The following is a 15917-nucleotide window of genomic DNA, read 5'->3' as shown; positions in this document are numbered from 1 at the left end:
TTTTGTTGAAGATGGTTAATCATTCAGTGAACAAAAATAGGTACAAATTTTGACCGGTGTGAAATTACAGCGTCATTTTTCTTCTGCTTGCGAAAAGACGATTATAGCTTATTTATCAGATATGATAGCAATTAAAAGGCTGTTCTGTATGTTTAATTCCCAAAAGTTATATATTTGGCTCTGTATAAAAAATTAAAACATGGAAAAATTTTCAAAACTAAAAGAATTGCTTGCTTCTGTTGAAGTTGATGCTGAGAAGTTTTATTCTGCAGGTAATAGTGCAGCAGGAACAAGAGTACGTAAAGCAATGCAGGATTTAAAAGTTCTTGCTCAGGATATCCGTACTGAAGTAACTGAGAAAAAAAACACAGCTAAATAAATTTAGCACAACCTTACCTGAAGAGGGGGTTTTATTACCCTCTTTTTTTGACCTTTTTCTATGCCATACCTAGCCAACCCTGAACGTTATACTCAAATGCAATACCGCCGTTGCGGTAAAAGTGGTTTAAAATTACCTGCCATCTCTTTAGGATTATGGCACAATTTCGGACACGTTGATCAGCTGGAAAATTCCAGAAATATTGTAAAACTCGCTTTTGATAGTGGAATCACACATTTTGACCTCGCAAATAATTATGGCCCGCCTCCTGGATCGGCAGAAGAGAATTTCGGTACGATTTTAAAGCAGGATTTTTCGGCTTACCGGGATGAAATGATTATTTCTTCTAAAGCTGGTTATACGATGTGGGATGGTCCTTATGGGGACTGGGGGTCTAAAAAATATTTAGTTTCCAGTCTGGACCAGAGTTTAAAACGTATGGGACTTGATTATGTAGATATCTTTTATCACCATCGTCCGGATCCGGAAACGCCTCTGGAAGAAACAATGGCTACCCTTGATTTAATGGTTCGTCAGGGAAAGGCTTTATACGTCGGAATTTCAAATTATGCTGCGCCTGAAGCGGCTGAAGCATTACGTATTTTAAAAGAATTAGGAACCCCCTGCTTAATTCATCAGCCTAAATATTCCATGTTTGAGAGATGGATAGAGGGCGGGTTATTAGACTTGCTGGGTGAACAAGGTGTGGGCTGTATTCCATTTTCACCATTGGCCCAGGGTTTACTCACGAATAAATACCTGCATGGTATTCCTGAAGATTCAAGGGCAGCAAAGCCACATGGGTTCTTACAGGAAAATCAGATTACGGCGGAACGTCTTCATCAGTTACAGGAGTTAAATACTTTAGCGGTTAAACGTGGACAGAGCCTTGCACAGATGGCTTTATCCTGGATTTTAAGAGATGACCGGATCACTTCTGTATTGGTAGGGGCAAGCAGGCCAGAACAGCTTGCAGATTCAATTCAATGCCTTGATCAGCTATCTTTTAGCGAAGAGGAACTGAGTCTGATTGAACATGTTTTATCTAATTCAGATAAAAACTGATTTTACTGACCGATACATTCTAATTTCAATTATATTTGAGTTGATTAAGTTCTTTACTATTTTTTCTTCATCAAACGGAAAAGGTTCTGCTTAACGCAGATTAATAGGGAATCGTGTGCAAATCACGAGCTGTCGCGCAACTGTAAGTAACTTCACAGTTTTTGCCGGAATAATATCCACTGTCCTGCGGGATGGGAAGGATGGCAAAAATGTTACAAGTCAGGAGACCTGCCTGTTCCGAATTGACAATGCTTTCGCGAAATGAAGCTTTTGGTCAGATATGATGCATTTTTTGTTGGCTGCTGAGCGTATAGTTTACGTTTAAGGGGGGCTTTGGTGCATGCATGTGATCTCTTCTTTTATAAAACATTGTGAACATTTAGCTTAAAAGAGCTTTTAACTGATTTTTTTATCATTTAAAAAGCAATGAAAATGCTAACAAACAATCTTGGCTATCCGCGAATAGGTAGCAGCAGAGCGCTCAAAAAAGCCAGTGAACTTTACTGGTCGGGCAAAACATCTATTGAAAGCCTATTACAAGCAGGAAAAGAAATCCGTGCAAATAACTGGAAGCTTCAGCAGGAATCAGGTATAGACCTTATTCCGTCAAATGATTTCTCTTTTTATGATCAGGTACTGGATCTTTCTCTGACTGTTGGCGCAATTCCAAAACGCTACCACGAAGTTATTTTAAACAAAGCTAATACGGAGCTTGATCTCTATTTTGCGATGGCAAGGGGCTATCAGAAAGACGGTATTGATATCACTGCGATGGAAATGACCAAGTGGTTTGATACCAACTACCATTATATTGTACCGGAGTTCTATAAGGATCAGACTTTCAAGCTTTTTTCTCAGAAAATTATCAATGAATATAATGAGGCCAAACGACTTGGGGTAAAAACCAAACCGGTAATTATCGGCCCTGTTTCTTATTTGCTTTTAGGAAAGGAAAAGCAAGAAGGTTTCCACAGGATTGAACTGATCAAAAATCTGCTGCCAGTATACCTGGAAATCTTAAAAGAGTTAGACGCACAGCAGGTAGAGTGGGTACAGTTTGATGAGCCTTTCCTGGTGCTGGATTTAACGCAGCAGGAAAAAGATGCTTATACTTATGTTTATAAGGAAATCAAAAAACAGTTTCCAAACCTGAAAGTTCTTCTAACTACTTATTTTGAAGGATTAAAAGATAACCTGGACTTGGCAGCATCGCTTCCGGTTACGGCATTGCATATTGACCTGGTTAGAGCTCCTGAGCAATTGGAACGTGTTTTGTCAGCCATTCCTGGTCATTTGAAATTATCTTTAGGGGTGGTTGATGGAAGAAATATATGGAAAAATGATTTTCAGCAATCACTTTCGCAGTTAAACCTGGCGATAGAGAGAATAGGTGAGGAACGGGTTTTAGTTTCACCTTCTTGTTCATTGATTCATTCTCCTTGTGATTTAACATTGGAGACCAATGAGAAAACGCTGAAGCCAGAAATCAAACAATGGCTTGCTTTTGCCCGTCAGAAGGTTGATGAAATAGTTAACCTGAAGCAGTTGGCTGGTCAAGCGCCTTCAAATAATGCAATTACGGCTTTACAGGATAACGTTGCTGCGAATCAAAGTCGCAGAACTTCAGCTTTAATTCATAATGATGCGGTGAAAAATCGTATTGCTGGAGTAACTGAAAAAGATGAAAATAGATTAACTCTTTATTCAAACCGTAAAATTGCGCAGCAAAATGCCTTAAATCTGCCGTTATTCCCTACGACTACGATTGGTTCTTTTCCGCAGACTCCTGAAGTCCGCAGCTGGAGAGCTAAATTTAAAAAGGGTGATTTAACGCAGGTTGAATACGACAAGCTGATCGAAAAAGAGACCGAAGAAACGATACATTTCCAGGAAGATACAGGCATTGATGTGCTTGTCCATGGTGAGTTTGAGCGGAATGATATGGTTGAATATTTTGGAGAGCAGCTTGCTGGTTTTGTATTCACCAAAAATGGTTGGGTACAGAGTTATGGCAGCCGGTGTGTGAAACCTCCGATTATATTTGGCGATGTGCATCGCCCTGCGGCCATGACAGTAAGATGGTCTTCTTTTGCGCAATCGCTAACCAGTAAGTGGGTTAAAGGGATGTTAACAGGCCCTGTCACTATTTTGCAATGGTCATTTGTAAGAAACGATCAGCCACGTTCTCTGACTTGTAAACAAATTGCTTTAGCTATCCGTGATGAGGTTTGTGATTTAGAGGCTGCTGGTATTAAAATTATTCAGATTGATGAGCCGGCAATTCGTGAGGGTTTACCTTTGCGCAAATCAGATTGGCAGGAATATTTGAAATGGGCAGTACAGGCTTTCCGTATTGCTGCAAGCGGGGTTCGTGATGAGACACAGATTCACACGCATATGTGTTATTCGGAATTCAATGATATTATTCAGCATATCGCAGATATGGATGCAGATGTAATTACTATTGAGTGTTCACGTTCACAAATGGAATTGCTTGATGCTTTTGCGGATTTCAATTATCCAAATGAAATTGGGCCAGGGGTTTATGATATCCATTCTCCAAGGGTGCCTTCGAGGGAAGAAATGGTCAATTTGCTGAAAAAAGCAAAAGCTGTGATTCCGGCTGCACAATTATGGGTTAATCCTGATTGTGGTTTAAAAACACGCCATTGGGACGAAACTAAAAAAGCATTGATCGAAATGGTTGAAGCTGCAAAAGAATTGCGTTTATCCGTAAAAGAACCAGTAAGTTTGTAGCCTTAAACGGAAACGGGTGGTTTGTTTGCAAGCCGCCTGTTTTTAATATATATAAATACAAAAATGACTATAGAAGAGAAGATTAAAGCATCAGAGACCCGAATTTTTAAAGCCGTATTTCCCAATACTACCAATCATTATGATACTTTGTTTGGCGGAACAGCCATGCATATGATGGACGAAGTGGCATTTATTACTGCAACCAGGTTTAGCCGCCAGAGAATGGTTACGGTAAGCAGTGACCGGATAGATTTTAAAATGCCTATTCCTGCTGGAACTATTGTGGAACTGGTAGGTACCGTAAGCCATATTGGAAATACCAGTATGAAAGTAAAGGTGGAGATCTATGTAGAGCAGATGTATTGTGAAGATCGTGAAAAAGCGGTGACTGGTGAATTCTCATTTGTAGCGATTGATGAACATAAGAAACCTACAGCAATTATTAAATAACTTTTAAGCTGTCGCATAAAAAGGGCCGTATTCTTTAAAATACGGCCCTTTATAATTATTTGCTTTCCAGTATCGTAATTTGACGTATGATCTGTTCCTCTTGTACGGGATAAGGTTTATGCGCTCTTATGGTTTGATAAACTGCTTCGAATAAATTAAGATAGGAGGCTTTACCTGGTGGGATGATTGTTTTTGTGATTTGACCACCTGCATCAATCGTACTCAAAACACCTTCTTTTCCTGGTAATTCAATTCCGTATAAAGGGTCATCAGGGCTCATGTTTTTTAGTAGCTGTGTTTCTTGTATGTCTGAACGGTGCTTGAAATAAGATCCTTTGGTTCCGTTTATTACAAATGCTGGCTGCTGCTCTACCACGAGCATACTCATGGTTATAAATACTTGCAGATTTTCGGGATATTTTAAGTGCAGGTAAGCGTAGTCATCTACCTGGGTACCCGGACGGTAATAACCTAATGTTTTAGTCCATGTTAAAGGCTCACCAAACAGGGCAAATACCATATCAAGCAAGTGTGGGCCAAGGTCATACAGTAAGCCGCTGCCTGGCATTGGTGTTTCTTTAAATACTTTAGGGCCAATAGTATACCTGTATCTGTCGTAACGGATATGAGCTTCTACAAGTTGTCCCATTTTTTTACTGTCTACAATTTCTTTTGCGGCTAAAAAATCGCTGTCGTAACGACGGTTTTGGTAGGGAAGGACATGCAGGTTAAGCTCCTTTGCCTCTTTAAAAAGGAGTCTGGCTTCTGCGGTGGTTACGGTAAATGGTTTTTCTACCAAAACATGTTTACCTGCGCGAAGGGCTTTTTGTGCAAATTCAAAGTGCGTATAATTTGGAGTATTGATAATGACCAGTTCTATTGCCGGGTCTGCAATGAGTTCGTCTACAGAATTATAGCTTTTGATTTCTGGAAAACGAAGCTGTGCTGTTTTTTCTGATCTTTCTACTACTGCATACAGCTCAAATCCGGGATGTGCAGCTACGAATGGGGTGTGAAATAACTTTCCAGACATTCCAAAGGATAATATGCCTGTTCTTATAGGTTTTTGCATGGATAAATATATTAAATTTAGCCCGGATACTAATTCGGTTCAGATGATTGATTACAAACTGGAAGCTGCAAAAGCTTCATTGGATTTTATAAAAGAGGGGCAAACAATTGGTTTGGGCGCTGGCAGTACGATTGTACATTTAGTCAATTTAATCAGTGAGCAGGAAGAATTGGCTGCCTCCTTAAGATTTGTGTCTTCTTCCTTTAAAACGCGCGCATATCTTCTGGAAAAGGGCTTAAATGTGATATATTCCAGTGCTTTATCGAAGCTGGATATCTATTTTGATGGTTGTGATCAATTTGATCGGGACCTGAATGCATTGAAAAGTGGGGGTGGAATCCATACGAGTGAAAAGATTCTGGCGTCAATGGCTTCGGTATTTATCTTAATTGGGGATGAGGGGAAAATGGTAACCAGATTAGATCATACTTATCCTTTGGTTGTGGAGATTCTGCAGGAGGCTTTGCCTGCTGTCCTGAACCATATTCATTCAGTTTATCCGGCGTCAGTTGTAAAATTAAGAATGAGTAGTCAGAAGGATGGTGCAGTGATTTCAGACCATGGTAATTTACTGGCCGATATTTATTTTACGGAATTGCCGGAATTAAATGCGTTAAACATTGCGGTAAAAATGATTCCCGGTATTGTAGAGCATTCTTTGTTTTACGGGATGGCTGCTAAAGCAGTTATTGCAGGGGTGAATGGGACAAAGCTTATAAGCCGGGCATAATAAAAAGGCGGTTAAGTATCAGATGATACTTAACCGCCTTTTATATAGTAGTATGGATGGATTAAATACCCAGGTTTTTTCTGATTGCTGCTGGTATGCCGCCTTTGTTCAATAAGAAAGCAGTAGTTTTATATTTTACATAATTCTTAGTTACGTATAAATAACCTTTATAGTCATTGGTTACGCCCCATGAATTTTTAACGATATAGTATTCTCTGCCATTTTGATCTTTAGCTAATCCAACGATATGCATACCGTGATCATCAGTAGTTTCATAGTTGTCAAAAGCTAACTGACGGTTCTCCTGAGTGATTTCCATTTCTGGTTTTGGCTCACTGAACATACCTGCTTTTTCCTGCTCATTCATTTCTTCATATGGTTTAGCAGGGATATAAGCTACGCCATTTTTATAAGAGAAAGATTTTTCACTTACATCAGTAGCCCATGCTACAGAGTAACCGTTTTTCAATGCGTTATCAATGATGTCAGTGATTTCATTTACTTTAACGTTATAAACCTGGTCAAATGACCAGTTATCTTGTACTAATAAAGTGAATTTGCTGTAAAAAGGATAGTCATTAAATGAAGACAGTTCTACATAGTCATCTGGATTAATACCTACTACTTGTTTTGCAAAAGTTTGTGGTGTATAGCTTTTACCTTTGTAATCGAATTTTTCAGGAACCTGGCCTAAATAAGAATCAATTGCAGCTGTATAAGCTTTCTGCCAGTTTGGTGTTAAGGTTTTGTTTTTAACTACAGCTTCTAATATGCCAGTAGTAATTGAACCCATTTCACCAAATTTATTGATTTTTGTACCGTAGTTTAAACCAGTATAGTTTACTTGTGGAACTGCACCGTATTTTCTGTACATGTTGATTACATCGTGCAATGCACCACCGTCGCCTAAAGAAACAGCACCGTGCATACGTACATAGTTTTTACCTTTTTCAACATAAACGTTACGCGCCGAGAATATTTCTGATAAAGCTACAGGTTGTTTACCCATTCTGATCATTTCTGATTCCAGGAAAGAGTTGGTCGAATAGCTCCAGCAAGTTCCAGAAGAACCCTGGTTCTTTACAGATGTGTTTTCAAGGTTAATCACATCCGTGAATTTAAAACCTGAAGTACTGTTTGCTGATTGATTGTTTTTCAAAGAATTTACCAGGTTATCCTGAGCAAATCCAAAAGTGGAAGTTAGTAATAGTCCTGAGGCGAAGACTAAAGGTTTAAATATTGATTTATTCATTATTGTGTGTTTGATTAGTATTCAGCGTAATATTTATTGCGCAACAATATTGCATTTGCTTATCTTTGTCTGGCAATGTACATCTTTTAGACAATATTGAAAAAATATTACCGGGAAAATATCCTGAACAACATAAAATTTACACAGCGGGATGTTGAACGTTATTTTATTTGGCTAAAAATGGACGTAAATAGTAAGTTTGTAATTAAAACAGAGCTCAAATTTCAATAAATAAATGAAAGCAAAAGAAGTAACACTCCTCACGGGGTTTTTAGGTGCAGGAAAAACAACAGTACTGAATGCGGTAATTTCAAAAATGAAAGATACGCGTTTTGCGATTATAGAGAATGAGATTGGTGCGGAAAGTATTGATGCGGGACTGATTATTAAAGGGGATGAGGATGTTGTAGAGTTGAACAACGGATGTATTTGTTGTACGCTGAATGATGATCTGTTTGAAATTTTAAATAATTTGTGGGATAAGAAGGATTCGTGGGACCATTTGATTATAGAGGCTACAGGGATTGCTGACCCTGCAAATATTGCACATCCTTTTTTGACTATGGACCAGGTAAAAAGGGGATATGATTTAAAAAGAGTAATTTGTATTGTAGATGCGGAGCTGATTGAAGATCAGTTGAAAGAGCGTCCTGAGGCGATTAAACAGATCGCTTTTAGTGATAGTATTTTGTTAAACAAGGTGGAGCGGATAAGTGAGGATTATGTGAAGGAGCTTCAAGCCGTTTTAAAGGCTATCAACCCATTTGCGGAGATCCTGATTGCTACCCAGGATGATTTTCAGGTACGTAAAATGTTTGCCAGAGAACGTTTTGCGAATTTTTACAGCAATCCAAAGCCTGTTTCAACGCCAAAAGGGATGTTTAGTTTGAGTAATGGTACCGATGAAAAACAATCTTTACTGGCTTTTGCGGCTTCTCATCAGAAACATGAACATAGTGATATTGAAACTATACTTTTAAAGTATAAGGAGAGTTTAAATATTGAAGAACTGGAGCATCGGATGATGGTTTTTCTGATTGTGCAGTCGGCTAATGTATACCGGATTAAAGGGATTATTTACAGCCATCTCTTTCAAAGCAGGATCATCTTGCAAACCGTTGGTAAATCACTTTCTATCACGCTTGGGGAGAATTGGTTACCTGATGAAATTAAGGAAACAAAGATCGTTGTGATTGGGAAGGGGCTTAAAGTGTTTGGTTTCGATAAGATGTTTCGTACTTGTTTATATGCCGAATCTGAACTAAAATAGTAAATTGCCGGTATGGTTCTTCGCTATAAAATATTGTTATTACTGGTTATTGTGCTGAGTTCCTGTTCCTCGCGAAAGGCGGAACCTGGGGTTCCGGTAGTAGAAAATGGAGTAAGCAGATCGCTGGCACTTTATCGTAAAGCTGTATTAACGGCTATTCATTATACCCTGGAACTCGATATTCCAGCTGAAAAAACGAAGGCAATTTCTGCGCATGAAATTGTAAATTTTAAGCTTGGTAGTGCCAGAACACCATTACAACTTGATTTTAAGGAAGATCCTGCAAAAATCAGCTTACTAACGATTAACGGAAAAACGGTTCCTGTAACGTATAGCAAGGAACATCTGATATTGCTTCCTGAGTTTCTGAAAAAAGGAGACAATGAGGTTCGTATCCTGTTCCGGGCAGGTGATGGGGCATTGAACAGGAATACTGATTATCTGTATACTTTATTCGTTCCGGACAGAGCACGGACGGTTTTTCCATGTTTCGATCAACCTGATTTGAAGGCTACGTACACTTTAACGCTTCATTTACCTAATGATTGGAAAGCGATAGCCAATGCGGAGCTGAAAGATTCTGTGCAGAAAAAGGAGCGTAAAACTTACCATTATAAGACTTCTGATTTGTTAAGTACTTATTTGTTTGCTTTTGCGGCAGGCAAGTTTCAGCTTGGCAATCCTACTGTCAATACACAGCAAGCGAGTTTCTTATACCGGGAAACTGATGCCGCAAAGCTTAAATCAAGTTTGCCTGCTATATATGCTATCCATGCTGCTTCTTTAAAATATCTGGAAGACTGGACTGCGCTTCCTTACCCTTTCCAGAAATTCGGATTTGTAGCTATTCCTGATTTTCAGTTTGGTGGAATGGAACATCCTGGTGCGATACAGTATAAAGCAGCCAGTTTATTTTTAGATGCGGGTGCAACGAAAGATCAGCTCAATGCGCGTAATAACCTTATTGCACATGAAACTGCACATATGTGGTTTGGTGATCTGGTTACAATGGACTGGTTTTCTGATGTTTGGATGAAAGAAGTATTCGCTAATTTTATGGCGGATAAAAGTGTGGAGGAAGCTGACGGAAAGGATAATTATGCGCTTAAATTCCTGATTGATCATTTTCCTGCTGCTTATACGGTTGACCGCACAGCTGGGGCTAATCCTATTCGTCAGCCACTTGATAATTTAAAGGATGCAGGAACACTTTATGGGAATATTATTTATCATAAGGCTCCTATTATGATGCAGCAACTTGAAAAGCTGATGGGGAAAGATAAATTTCAGCAAGGGGTGAGAGAATATTTGAAGAAATTTGCAAATAGTAATGCTTCATGGCCAGATTTGATTCATATTCTGGATAGTCATACTGCTGTAGATCTGGAAAAATGGAATAAGATATGGGTAAATGAGAGTGGCAGACCTGTAATTGATTATAAGCTAACTTATCAGGGAGATAAGATAAGCAATCTGATGGTTACGCAGCGGGCTGAATCAGGAGCTCAAAGGGAATGGCCGCAAACTTTCGAGGTAACTTTATTTTATCCTCACACTGTTAAAGTAATCAATGCTGATTTAGTGGGCGCTCAGTTGGAGCTTAAAGAGGCTGTTGGGTTGGATAAACCATTATTTATTCTTTTTAACTCTGCTGGAGATGGTTATGGACAATGGCCGGTTGATCCTTCGGTTCAGCAATACTTGTTTACGCTGGAGAAGCCATTACATCGTTCTGTTGCCTATATATCATTGTATGAACAGATGTTAAGCGGGAAAAATATTCAGCCTGCTGATTTGTTAACGCTTTTTAGCCAGGGTTTGGCTAAAGAAGGGGAAGAGTTGAATGTCAGGTTACTCTGCAATTATATCAGCACGATTTACTGGCAATTCAGTGGGGTTAAAGAACGGCAGCTTTTATCAGTTTCGCTGGAAAATAAGTTATGGGATGCGATGCTGCAACAGAAGAGCAGTAACAATAAAAAACAGCTTTTAAAGGCTTATCAGGATGTTTTTCTGAGCCAGGGGGCGAGAAATAAGTTGTATCAGGTTTGGAAAAATCAGAAACCGCCTGCTGGTATCACGCTTTCTGAGGATGATTATACTAGTCTGGCGCTTTCTCTGGCGGTAAGAGATGATGCGGATATTTCTATTTTGCCAGTCCAGGAATCCAGAATTACAAATCCTGATCGTAAAAAACGCTTTGAATTTATTATGCCTGCTGTTTCAGCAAAGAAAAGTGTAAGAGATGATTTTTTTGATAGCTTAAAATACCCTGCAAACAGGGCAAAAGAGTCAAATGTTCTGGCTGCTTTGTATTATTTACATCATCCTTTGCGCCAGCAATCTAGTGTTGCTTATTTGGAGAAGAGCCTTGAATTACTGGCCGAAATCCAGGCTACTGGTGATATTTTCTTTCCGCAGTCCTGGCTGCAGGCTACATTTGGGAATTATCAAAGTAATGAGGCTGCTGTTATTGTGAGGGAATTTCTTAAAAGCCACCCAAATTACAATCCCCGTTTGAAGGCGAAAATCTTGCAAGCAACCGACAATTTAGTCCGGGCAGAGCGGTTATCGTCACAGCGAAGTAAATAAGGCTGCTTTTGAAGATAGTAAATGGATATACGAATATTTTCAATACCGATAATGAAAAAATTCGTATATTAGTCTTCTAAAACTCAAGGATATGTCAGCTACAAGTGTATTACTTTCAGATAAACGCACAGAGACACTTCGCGTCAAGTTTAATGCAATTGATGTAAGTGATGATATGAAGGTCTTTCAATATGCAAGACAGGGATTAAAACCCGGTTTATTCTATGATTTTGCTGAAGCGATTAATATTTCAAATAAATCACTGGCAGAGTTGATTAATATATCTTCCAGGACAATCAGCAATTATAAAGAGCAGAAGAAATTATTAGAGCCTGTTTATGGGGAACATTTGCTTAAACTCATTGGGCTTTATAAAAAAGGAGTAGAGTTATTTGGCTCTGTAGATGAGTTTAGTTATTGGTTAAATAAACCTTTCTGGAATTCAAAAGAACGTCCTATGGACTGGTTGACAACTCCTGGTGGAGTAGATCTGGTTGCAGATGAACTCTTGAAAATGGCTTATGGTGACGCCGTTTAAGTGTTCATATGATTGTATTCAGAATAGGGCATAAAAATTATGCGGGTTCACTTACTGCTTCAGGCGCGAATGGACGTTGGGCTTCTACTGGTAAACCTGTAATTTACTGTGCTGAAAATATCCCGCTGGCCTTCATGGAAAATATGGTAAGACGGCAGGGAGTTGGTTTTAATCAGGATTTTAAGACAGTTTTTATTGAAATTCCCGATGATCTGCTGATTAGTACAGTGGAAGAAAGTAAACTGGATCCGGACTGGCGCGATCCTTATGATTATAGTCATTGTCAGCCAATAGGTAATAAATGGTTTGATGACCTGCGGATACCTGTGCTGAAAGTTCCGTCGGCTGTAATGCCTGAGTGCAATAATTATGTAATCAATACTTTGCATCCTGATTTTAAAAAGATTAAGTTAATTGCGGTGACGGACCTTGTTCCTGATGCCAGAATAGAAGATATCCTCAAAAAATACCACTAAAATGGTACTCAGAAATTAATGCAGATGATCAAACCAGCTGAGGGAATCTTACAATGGGTTTAAAAATTATAAAGTTTATATTTTTTGGCAACTATTTTATAGGTTTACTGGCCGTGGCTCTGACTATAGAGTCGACCTTACAGTTAAAAGTTCCTTTTAACTCTCTGAATTACTATACTTTGTTATTTCTTGCGCCAATAGTCTATTATACTTATGCGTATATGGGGGCAAAGAACAGTCAGAAAACACAGAATCCCAGAACAACCTGGTATACAGAACATCGTAGTTTTATACGGTTAAGCCAGCTTTTGTTAAGCATGGTATGTGGAGGGCTGATATTCTATATGGTCGTCAGTAATTTTGAGGCGATTTTACATTTACCCCTGGAGTATTGGTTGGTTGTTGGTGTGATCATAGCCATGGCTGTTTTATACTATGGGTTGGTGCCTGTGTTTTTCTTTAATCTCAATTTACGAAATACGGGCTGGCTGAAGCCTTTCATTATTGGTTTTGTATGGGCAGCTACTGCAAATTTATTACCGTTGATTTTGTTGAAAATAGAGTCTGGTACGGATGTAGCCAGAACGACACTCTGGTATTTTCTTTTTGTGAAAAACTGGATGTTCTGTACGGTAAATGCGATCATGTTCGATATGAAGGATTATGCGATAGATTCTAACAATCAGCTTAAAACTTTTGTGGTCAGAATAGGACTTAAGAAAACAATATTTTATGTACTGATCCCACTTTTAATTACTGGGATTGTATCACTTTTAGTTTTCGCTAATATTGAACATTTCCCGTCTTCAAGGATCTTTTTTAACCTGATTCCTTTTATATTAACTGCATTGGTTGCTTATTCAATGAACAGGAGAAAAAAAATATTTTACTATCTTATCGTCATTGATGGGTTGATTATGGTGAAGGCGATTTGTGGCATTATTGCTATGCAGTTTATTTAACTGGCTTTTAAACAGACGGAAATGAAGAATAATTACGACAGTATAGCGGGTTATTATGATGTACTGAGCAGAATGGTTTTTTTTCGGGCACAAGTGAAGGCACAGATTCAGCAATTAAGTGCCATTCCGGTTAACAGTACTATTTTGATAGCAGGTGGGGGGACGGGCTGGATATTAGAGGAACTGGCTAAAGTTCATGCTTCTGGTTTAAATATCACCTATGTTGAGATTTCATCCAGAATGCTTGAACGTTCAAAAAAAAGAGAAGTTAAGGGGAATAAAGTAGAATACGTACATGCGGCTATGGAAGATTTTAAACCTTCTGTGGTATATGATGTACTGATTACTGCTTTCTTTTTTGATAATTTTTCTGCGGACAGTATCCAGCTTATTTTTAATCAGCTCAATACTTTACTCAAACCTGGTGGAATATGGCTTTTTGCGGATTTTTATTATACGGAGAAGGCAGGGAAGAAGTGGCAATTGCTATTGTTAAAGTCTATGTATTTATTTTTTAGTAAGATTTCATCCGTAGAAGCAAAAATGCTGATTAATACGGAACATTTTTTTGAAGAACAATCTTATAGCATCATAAAAACAGCTTTTTATTATGGTAGTTTTATTAAAGCAATCGTTTATCAGAAACCTGGTGTTATTATTCCGGTTTTATCGGGCTAATTAGCTTTGGGACTTGAAAAATTGTGTTTAATTCATAGTTTTACGCACTTTTTGAGTCAGTCTATTGTCATATAAAGCGGTTTTTAATTGATTATGGATACAATTACGCTTTTAATTCCATTTAAAGGGCTTAAACGGCCTTGAATAGGGGTTTTTGAGCCTAATTGTTTGAATTTAATAAGTATTGATTTGAACTGAATATTTCCGGTTGATGTTCTAACAGATACTTTTGTCATGTACAATAAACACTAAGTAGAATATCGATTTAATTTAACATCAATCTAATGCCCCGAATATCATTTTCTACAATTCTTTTTTCCTCTTTTCTGTGTACTGCTATTACTGCTGACGCGCAAACTTTAAATATGAAGGATGCGGTAAATGCAGCAATTACAAACTATGGAACTATAAAGGCGAAAGGCAATTATGTGAGTGCCTCTAAACAGTCAGTTGAACAGGCCAGAAGGGAGTATCTCCCAAATTTAACGCTTGCTGCACAGCAAGATTATGGAACTATTAATGGTCAGAACGGACCGCTTTCTGCTTTGGGTGGGTTAAGTACGGCTTCGTCTGGCCCGGCACTTGCCCAGCAAAATTGGAATGCTGCCTTTGGAGCGCTTTATCTCAGTAATATAAACTGGGATTTTTTCAGCTTCGGAAGAATTCGTGAAAAGATCAAAGTTTCGAAAGAAGTCCTTAAGCGGGATGAAAATGATCTGAACCAGGAAATATTCCAGCACGAAGTGCGGGTGTCTGCTGCTTATCTGAATTTACTGGCGGCTCAGCGCTTGACTAAGTCTCAGCAGAAAAATCTGGAAAGAGCTACAATTTTTAAAGATAATGCTGCACTGCGTGCAAAAAATGGTTTGATCGCCGGCGTAGATTCTGCATTAGCTGCTGCGGAGGTGTCTAATGCTAAAATTTCACTAACCAAGGCGATTGATCTGGAACAAGAACAGGCAAACAAGCTGGGGATTTTGATGGGAGTTACTGCTACTGATTTCAAGGTGGATACTGCATCTATTAACCATGTTCCGAAATCAATCTTATTAACGGATACTAATGTGAATTTCAAGGAGCATCCGCTTTTGAAGTTCTATAAGAACAGGATAGAGGTTAGTAATCAACAGTTGAATTATTATAAAAAACTTGCTTACCCGACTTTCTCTTTAATTGGGATATTACAGGGCAGAGGGTCTGGATTTGATGCTAATTATCCAAATAACCTGAATGCATATTCACATAGTTATGGTGATGGGGTGAATCCAACAAGGGGTAATTATTTATTTGGTGTTGGCGTAACCTGGAACTTAACAACGATCCTGCGTAATTCTCCGCAGGTTAAAGCACAACGCTATATTTCCAGTGGTCTGCAGAATGAATATGAGCTGGTTGATCAGCAATTACATGCACAGCTGGCCCTTGCTGAAACCAAGATCAAGAATGCAATGGACAATTATAATGAAGCTCCTGTTCAGGTTAAGGCAGCGAGTGAGGCGTATTTGCAGAAAAGTACTTTGTATAAAAATGGGTTGACAACGATTGTTGATTTAACGCAGGCACTTTATGCGCTGAACAGAGCAGAGACTGATCGTGATATTGCTTATACCAATGTTTGGCAGGCTTTATTATTGAAATCAGCCGCAATGGGTGATTATAATCTATTTATTAACGAATTTTAAGCTGCTACCCAGAT

At 38.6% G+C, this 15917-nt stretch carries 14 protein-coding genes and 1 riboswitch; of the genes, 12 read left to right on the top strand and 2 right to left on the bottom strand.

Going from position 1 to position 15917, the window contains the following annotated elements:
* Window positions 1-199: 199 nt before the first annotated feature.
* From ABIB30_RS08030 to ABIB30_RS08015, 4 genes are all read left to right on the top strand, one after another.
* Window positions 200-379, top strand: a complete 180-nt coding sequence (locus ABIB30_RS08030; RefSeq protein ID WP_068396825.1) for a BF3379 family histone-like protein — start codon at window positions 200-202, stop codon at window positions 377-379.
* Between the two features lie 60 nt (window positions 380-439).
* Complete coding sequence (mgrA, locus tag ABIB30_RS08025; RefSeq protein WP_354300873.1) at window positions 440-1444, top strand: L-glyceraldehyde 3-phosphate reductase; 1005 nt, start codon at window positions 440-442, stop codon at window positions 1442-1444.
* Window positions 1445-1508: 64 nt separating this feature from the next.
* A riboswitch (cobalamin riboswitch) is annotated at window positions 1509-1694 on the top strand.
* A 182-nt stretch (window positions 1695-1876) separates the two neighbouring features.
* Entirely contained in the window at window positions 1877-4201 is a 2325-nt protein-coding gene (gene metE, locus ABIB30_RS08020; RefSeq protein ID WP_354301619.1) for a 5-methyltetrahydropteroyltriglutamate--homocysteine S-methyltransferase, read from the top strand.
* A 63-nt stretch (window positions 4202-4264) separates the two neighbouring features.
* Window positions 4265-4651, top strand: a complete 387-nt coding sequence (locus ABIB30_RS08015) for an acyl-CoA thioesterase (protein ID WP_111632365.1) — start codon at window positions 4265-4267, stop codon at window positions 4649-4651.
* Between the two features lie 55 nt (window positions 4652-4706).
* Here ABIB30_RS08015 and ABIB30_RS08010 read toward each other — a convergent pair whose 3' ends face one another.
* The gene (locus ABIB30_RS08010; protein ID WP_354300871.1) at window positions 4707-5723 is read right to left on the bottom strand and encodes a Gfo/Idh/MocA family oxidoreductase; all 1017 of its coding nucleotides are present in this window, start codon (window positions 5721-5723) and stop codon (window positions 4707-4709) included.
* Between ABIB30_RS08010 and rpiA the strand changes: the two genes are divergently transcribed.
* The gene (gene rpiA / locus ABIB30_RS08005; RefSeq protein WP_354300869.1) at window positions 5722-6453 is read left to right on the top strand and encodes a ribose 5-phosphate isomerase A; all 732 of its coding nucleotides are present in this window, start codon (window positions 5722-5724) and stop codon (window positions 6451-6453) included. The genes ABIB30_RS08010 and rpiA overlap by 2 nt on opposite strands.
* Window positions 6454-6514: 61 nt before the next feature.
* Here rpiA and ABIB30_RS08000 read toward each other — a convergent pair whose 3' ends face one another.
* A complete protein-coding gene (locus ABIB30_RS08000) occupies window positions 6515-7705 on the bottom strand; it encodes a C1 family peptidase (protein WP_354300868.1) in 1191 nt (396 codons plus the stop codon).
* Between the two features lie 235 nt (window positions 7706-7940).
* Here ABIB30_RS08000 and ABIB30_RS07995 point away from each other — a divergent pair, with 235 nt between their 5' ends.
* The 7 genes from ABIB30_RS07995 to ABIB30_RS07965 all read left to right on the top strand — a co-directional run bounded on the left by ABIB30_RS07995 (window position 7941) and on the right by ABIB30_RS07965 (window position 15903).
* The gene (locus tag ABIB30_RS07995; protein ID WP_354300866.1) at window positions 7941-8975 is read left to right on the top strand and encodes a CobW family GTP-binding protein; all 1035 of its coding nucleotides are present in this window, start codon (window positions 7941-7943) and stop codon (window positions 8973-8975) included.
* A gap of 12 nt (window positions 8976-8987) precedes the next feature.
* Window positions 8988-11567 carry a M1 family metallopeptidase gene (locus ABIB30_RS07990; RefSeq protein WP_354300864.1) on the top strand — a complete coding sequence of 860 codons (2580 nt, stop codon included), beginning with the start codon at window positions 8988-8990 and terminating at the stop codon, window positions 11565-11567.
* Between the two features lie 91 nt (window positions 11568-11658).
* A complete protein-coding gene (locus ABIB30_RS07985) occupies window positions 11659-12105 on the top strand; it encodes an Xre family toxin-antitoxin system antitoxin (RefSeq protein ID WP_068396845.1) in 447 nt (148 codons plus the stop codon).
* An 8-nt stretch (window positions 12106-12113) separates the two neighbouring features.
* A complete protein-coding gene (locus tag ABIB30_RS07980; RefSeq protein ID WP_354300862.1) occupies window positions 12114-12581 on the top strand; it encodes an RES family NAD+ phosphorylase in 468 nt (155 codons plus the stop codon).
* A 53-nt stretch (window positions 12582-12634) separates the two neighbouring features.
* Window positions 12635-13543, top strand: coding sequence for a UbiA prenyltransferase family protein (locus ABIB30_RS07975; RefSeq protein WP_354300860.1), 909 nt, complete (start codon window positions 12635-12637; stop codon window positions 13541-13543).
* A 21-nt stretch (window positions 13544-13564) separates the two neighbouring features.
* Window positions 13565-14221 carry a class I SAM-dependent methyltransferase gene (locus ABIB30_RS07970; protein ID WP_354300858.1) on the top strand — a complete coding sequence of 219 codons (657 nt, stop codon included), beginning with the start codon at window positions 13565-13567 and terminating at the stop codon, window positions 14219-14221.
* A gap of 284 nt (window positions 14222-14505) precedes the next feature.
* Window positions 14506-15903, top strand: coding sequence for a TolC family protein (locus tag ABIB30_RS07965; protein WP_354300857.1), 1398 nt, complete (start codon window positions 14506-14508; stop codon window positions 15901-15903).
* The last annotated feature ends 14 nt before the right edge of the window (window positions 15904-15917 follow it).

Origin of the sequence: Pedobacter sp. UYP1, from assembly GCF_040547305.1 — a bacterium.
In the GTDB taxonomy this organism is placed as follows: domain Bacteria; phylum Bacteroidota; class Bacteroidia; order Sphingobacteriales; family Sphingobacteriaceae; genus Pedobacter.
The sequence above is the reverse complement of the archived record's forward strand: the minus strand, read 5'-3'. Positions and strand labels throughout refer to the sequence as shown.

Coding starts and splice junctions, on each gene's coding strand:
- ABIB30_RS08000 (WP_354300868.1), bottom strand. CDS start 7,705: ATGAATAAATCAATATTTAAACCTTTAGTCTTCGCCTCAGGACTATTA.
- ABIB30_RS07980 (WP_354300862.1), top strand. CDS start 12,114: ATGATTGTATTCAGAATAGGGCATAAAAATTATGCGGGTTCACTTACT.
- rpiA (WP_354300869.1), top strand. CDS start 5,722: ATGGATAAATATATTAAATTTAGCCCGGATACTAATTCGGTTCAGATG.
- metE (WP_354301619.1), top strand. CDS start 1,877: ATGCTAACAAACAATCTTGGCTATCCGCGAATAGGTAGCAGCAGAGCG.
- ABIB30_RS08010 (WP_354300871.1), bottom strand. CDS start 5,723: ATGCAAAAACCTATAAGAACAGGCATATTATCCTTTGGAATGTCTGGA.
- ABIB30_RS07970 (WP_354300858.1), top strand. CDS start 13,565: ATGAAGAATAATTACGACAGTATAGCGGGTTATTATGATGTACTGAGC.
- ABIB30_RS08030 (WP_068396825.1), top strand. CDS start 200: ATGGAAAAATTTTCAAAACTAAAAGAATTGCTTGCTTCTGTTGAAGTT.
- ABIB30_RS08015 (WP_111632365.1), top strand. CDS start 4,265: ATGACTATAGAAGAGAAGATTAAAGCATCAGAGACCCGAATTTTTAAA.
- mgrA (WP_354300873.1), top strand. CDS start 440: ATGCCATACCTAGCCAACCCTGAACGTTATACTCAAATGCAATACCGC.
- ABIB30_RS07975 (WP_354300860.1), top strand. CDS start 12,635: ATGGGTTTAAAAATTATAAAGTTTATATTTTTTGGCAACTATTTTATA.
- ABIB30_RS07990 (WP_354300864.1), top strand. CDS start 8,988: ATGGTTCTTCGCTATAAAATATTGTTATTACTGGTTATTGTGCTGAGT.
- ABIB30_RS07965 (WP_354300857.1), top strand. CDS start 14,506: ATGCCCCGAATATCATTTTCTACAATTCTTTTTTCCTCTTTTCTGTGT.
- ABIB30_RS07995 (WP_354300866.1), top strand. CDS start 7,941: ATGAAAGCAAAAGAAGTAACACTCCTCACGGGGTTTTTAGGTGCAGGA.
- ABIB30_RS07985 (WP_068396845.1), top strand. CDS start 11,659: ATGTCAGCTACAAGTGTATTACTTTCAGATAAACGCACAGAGACACTT.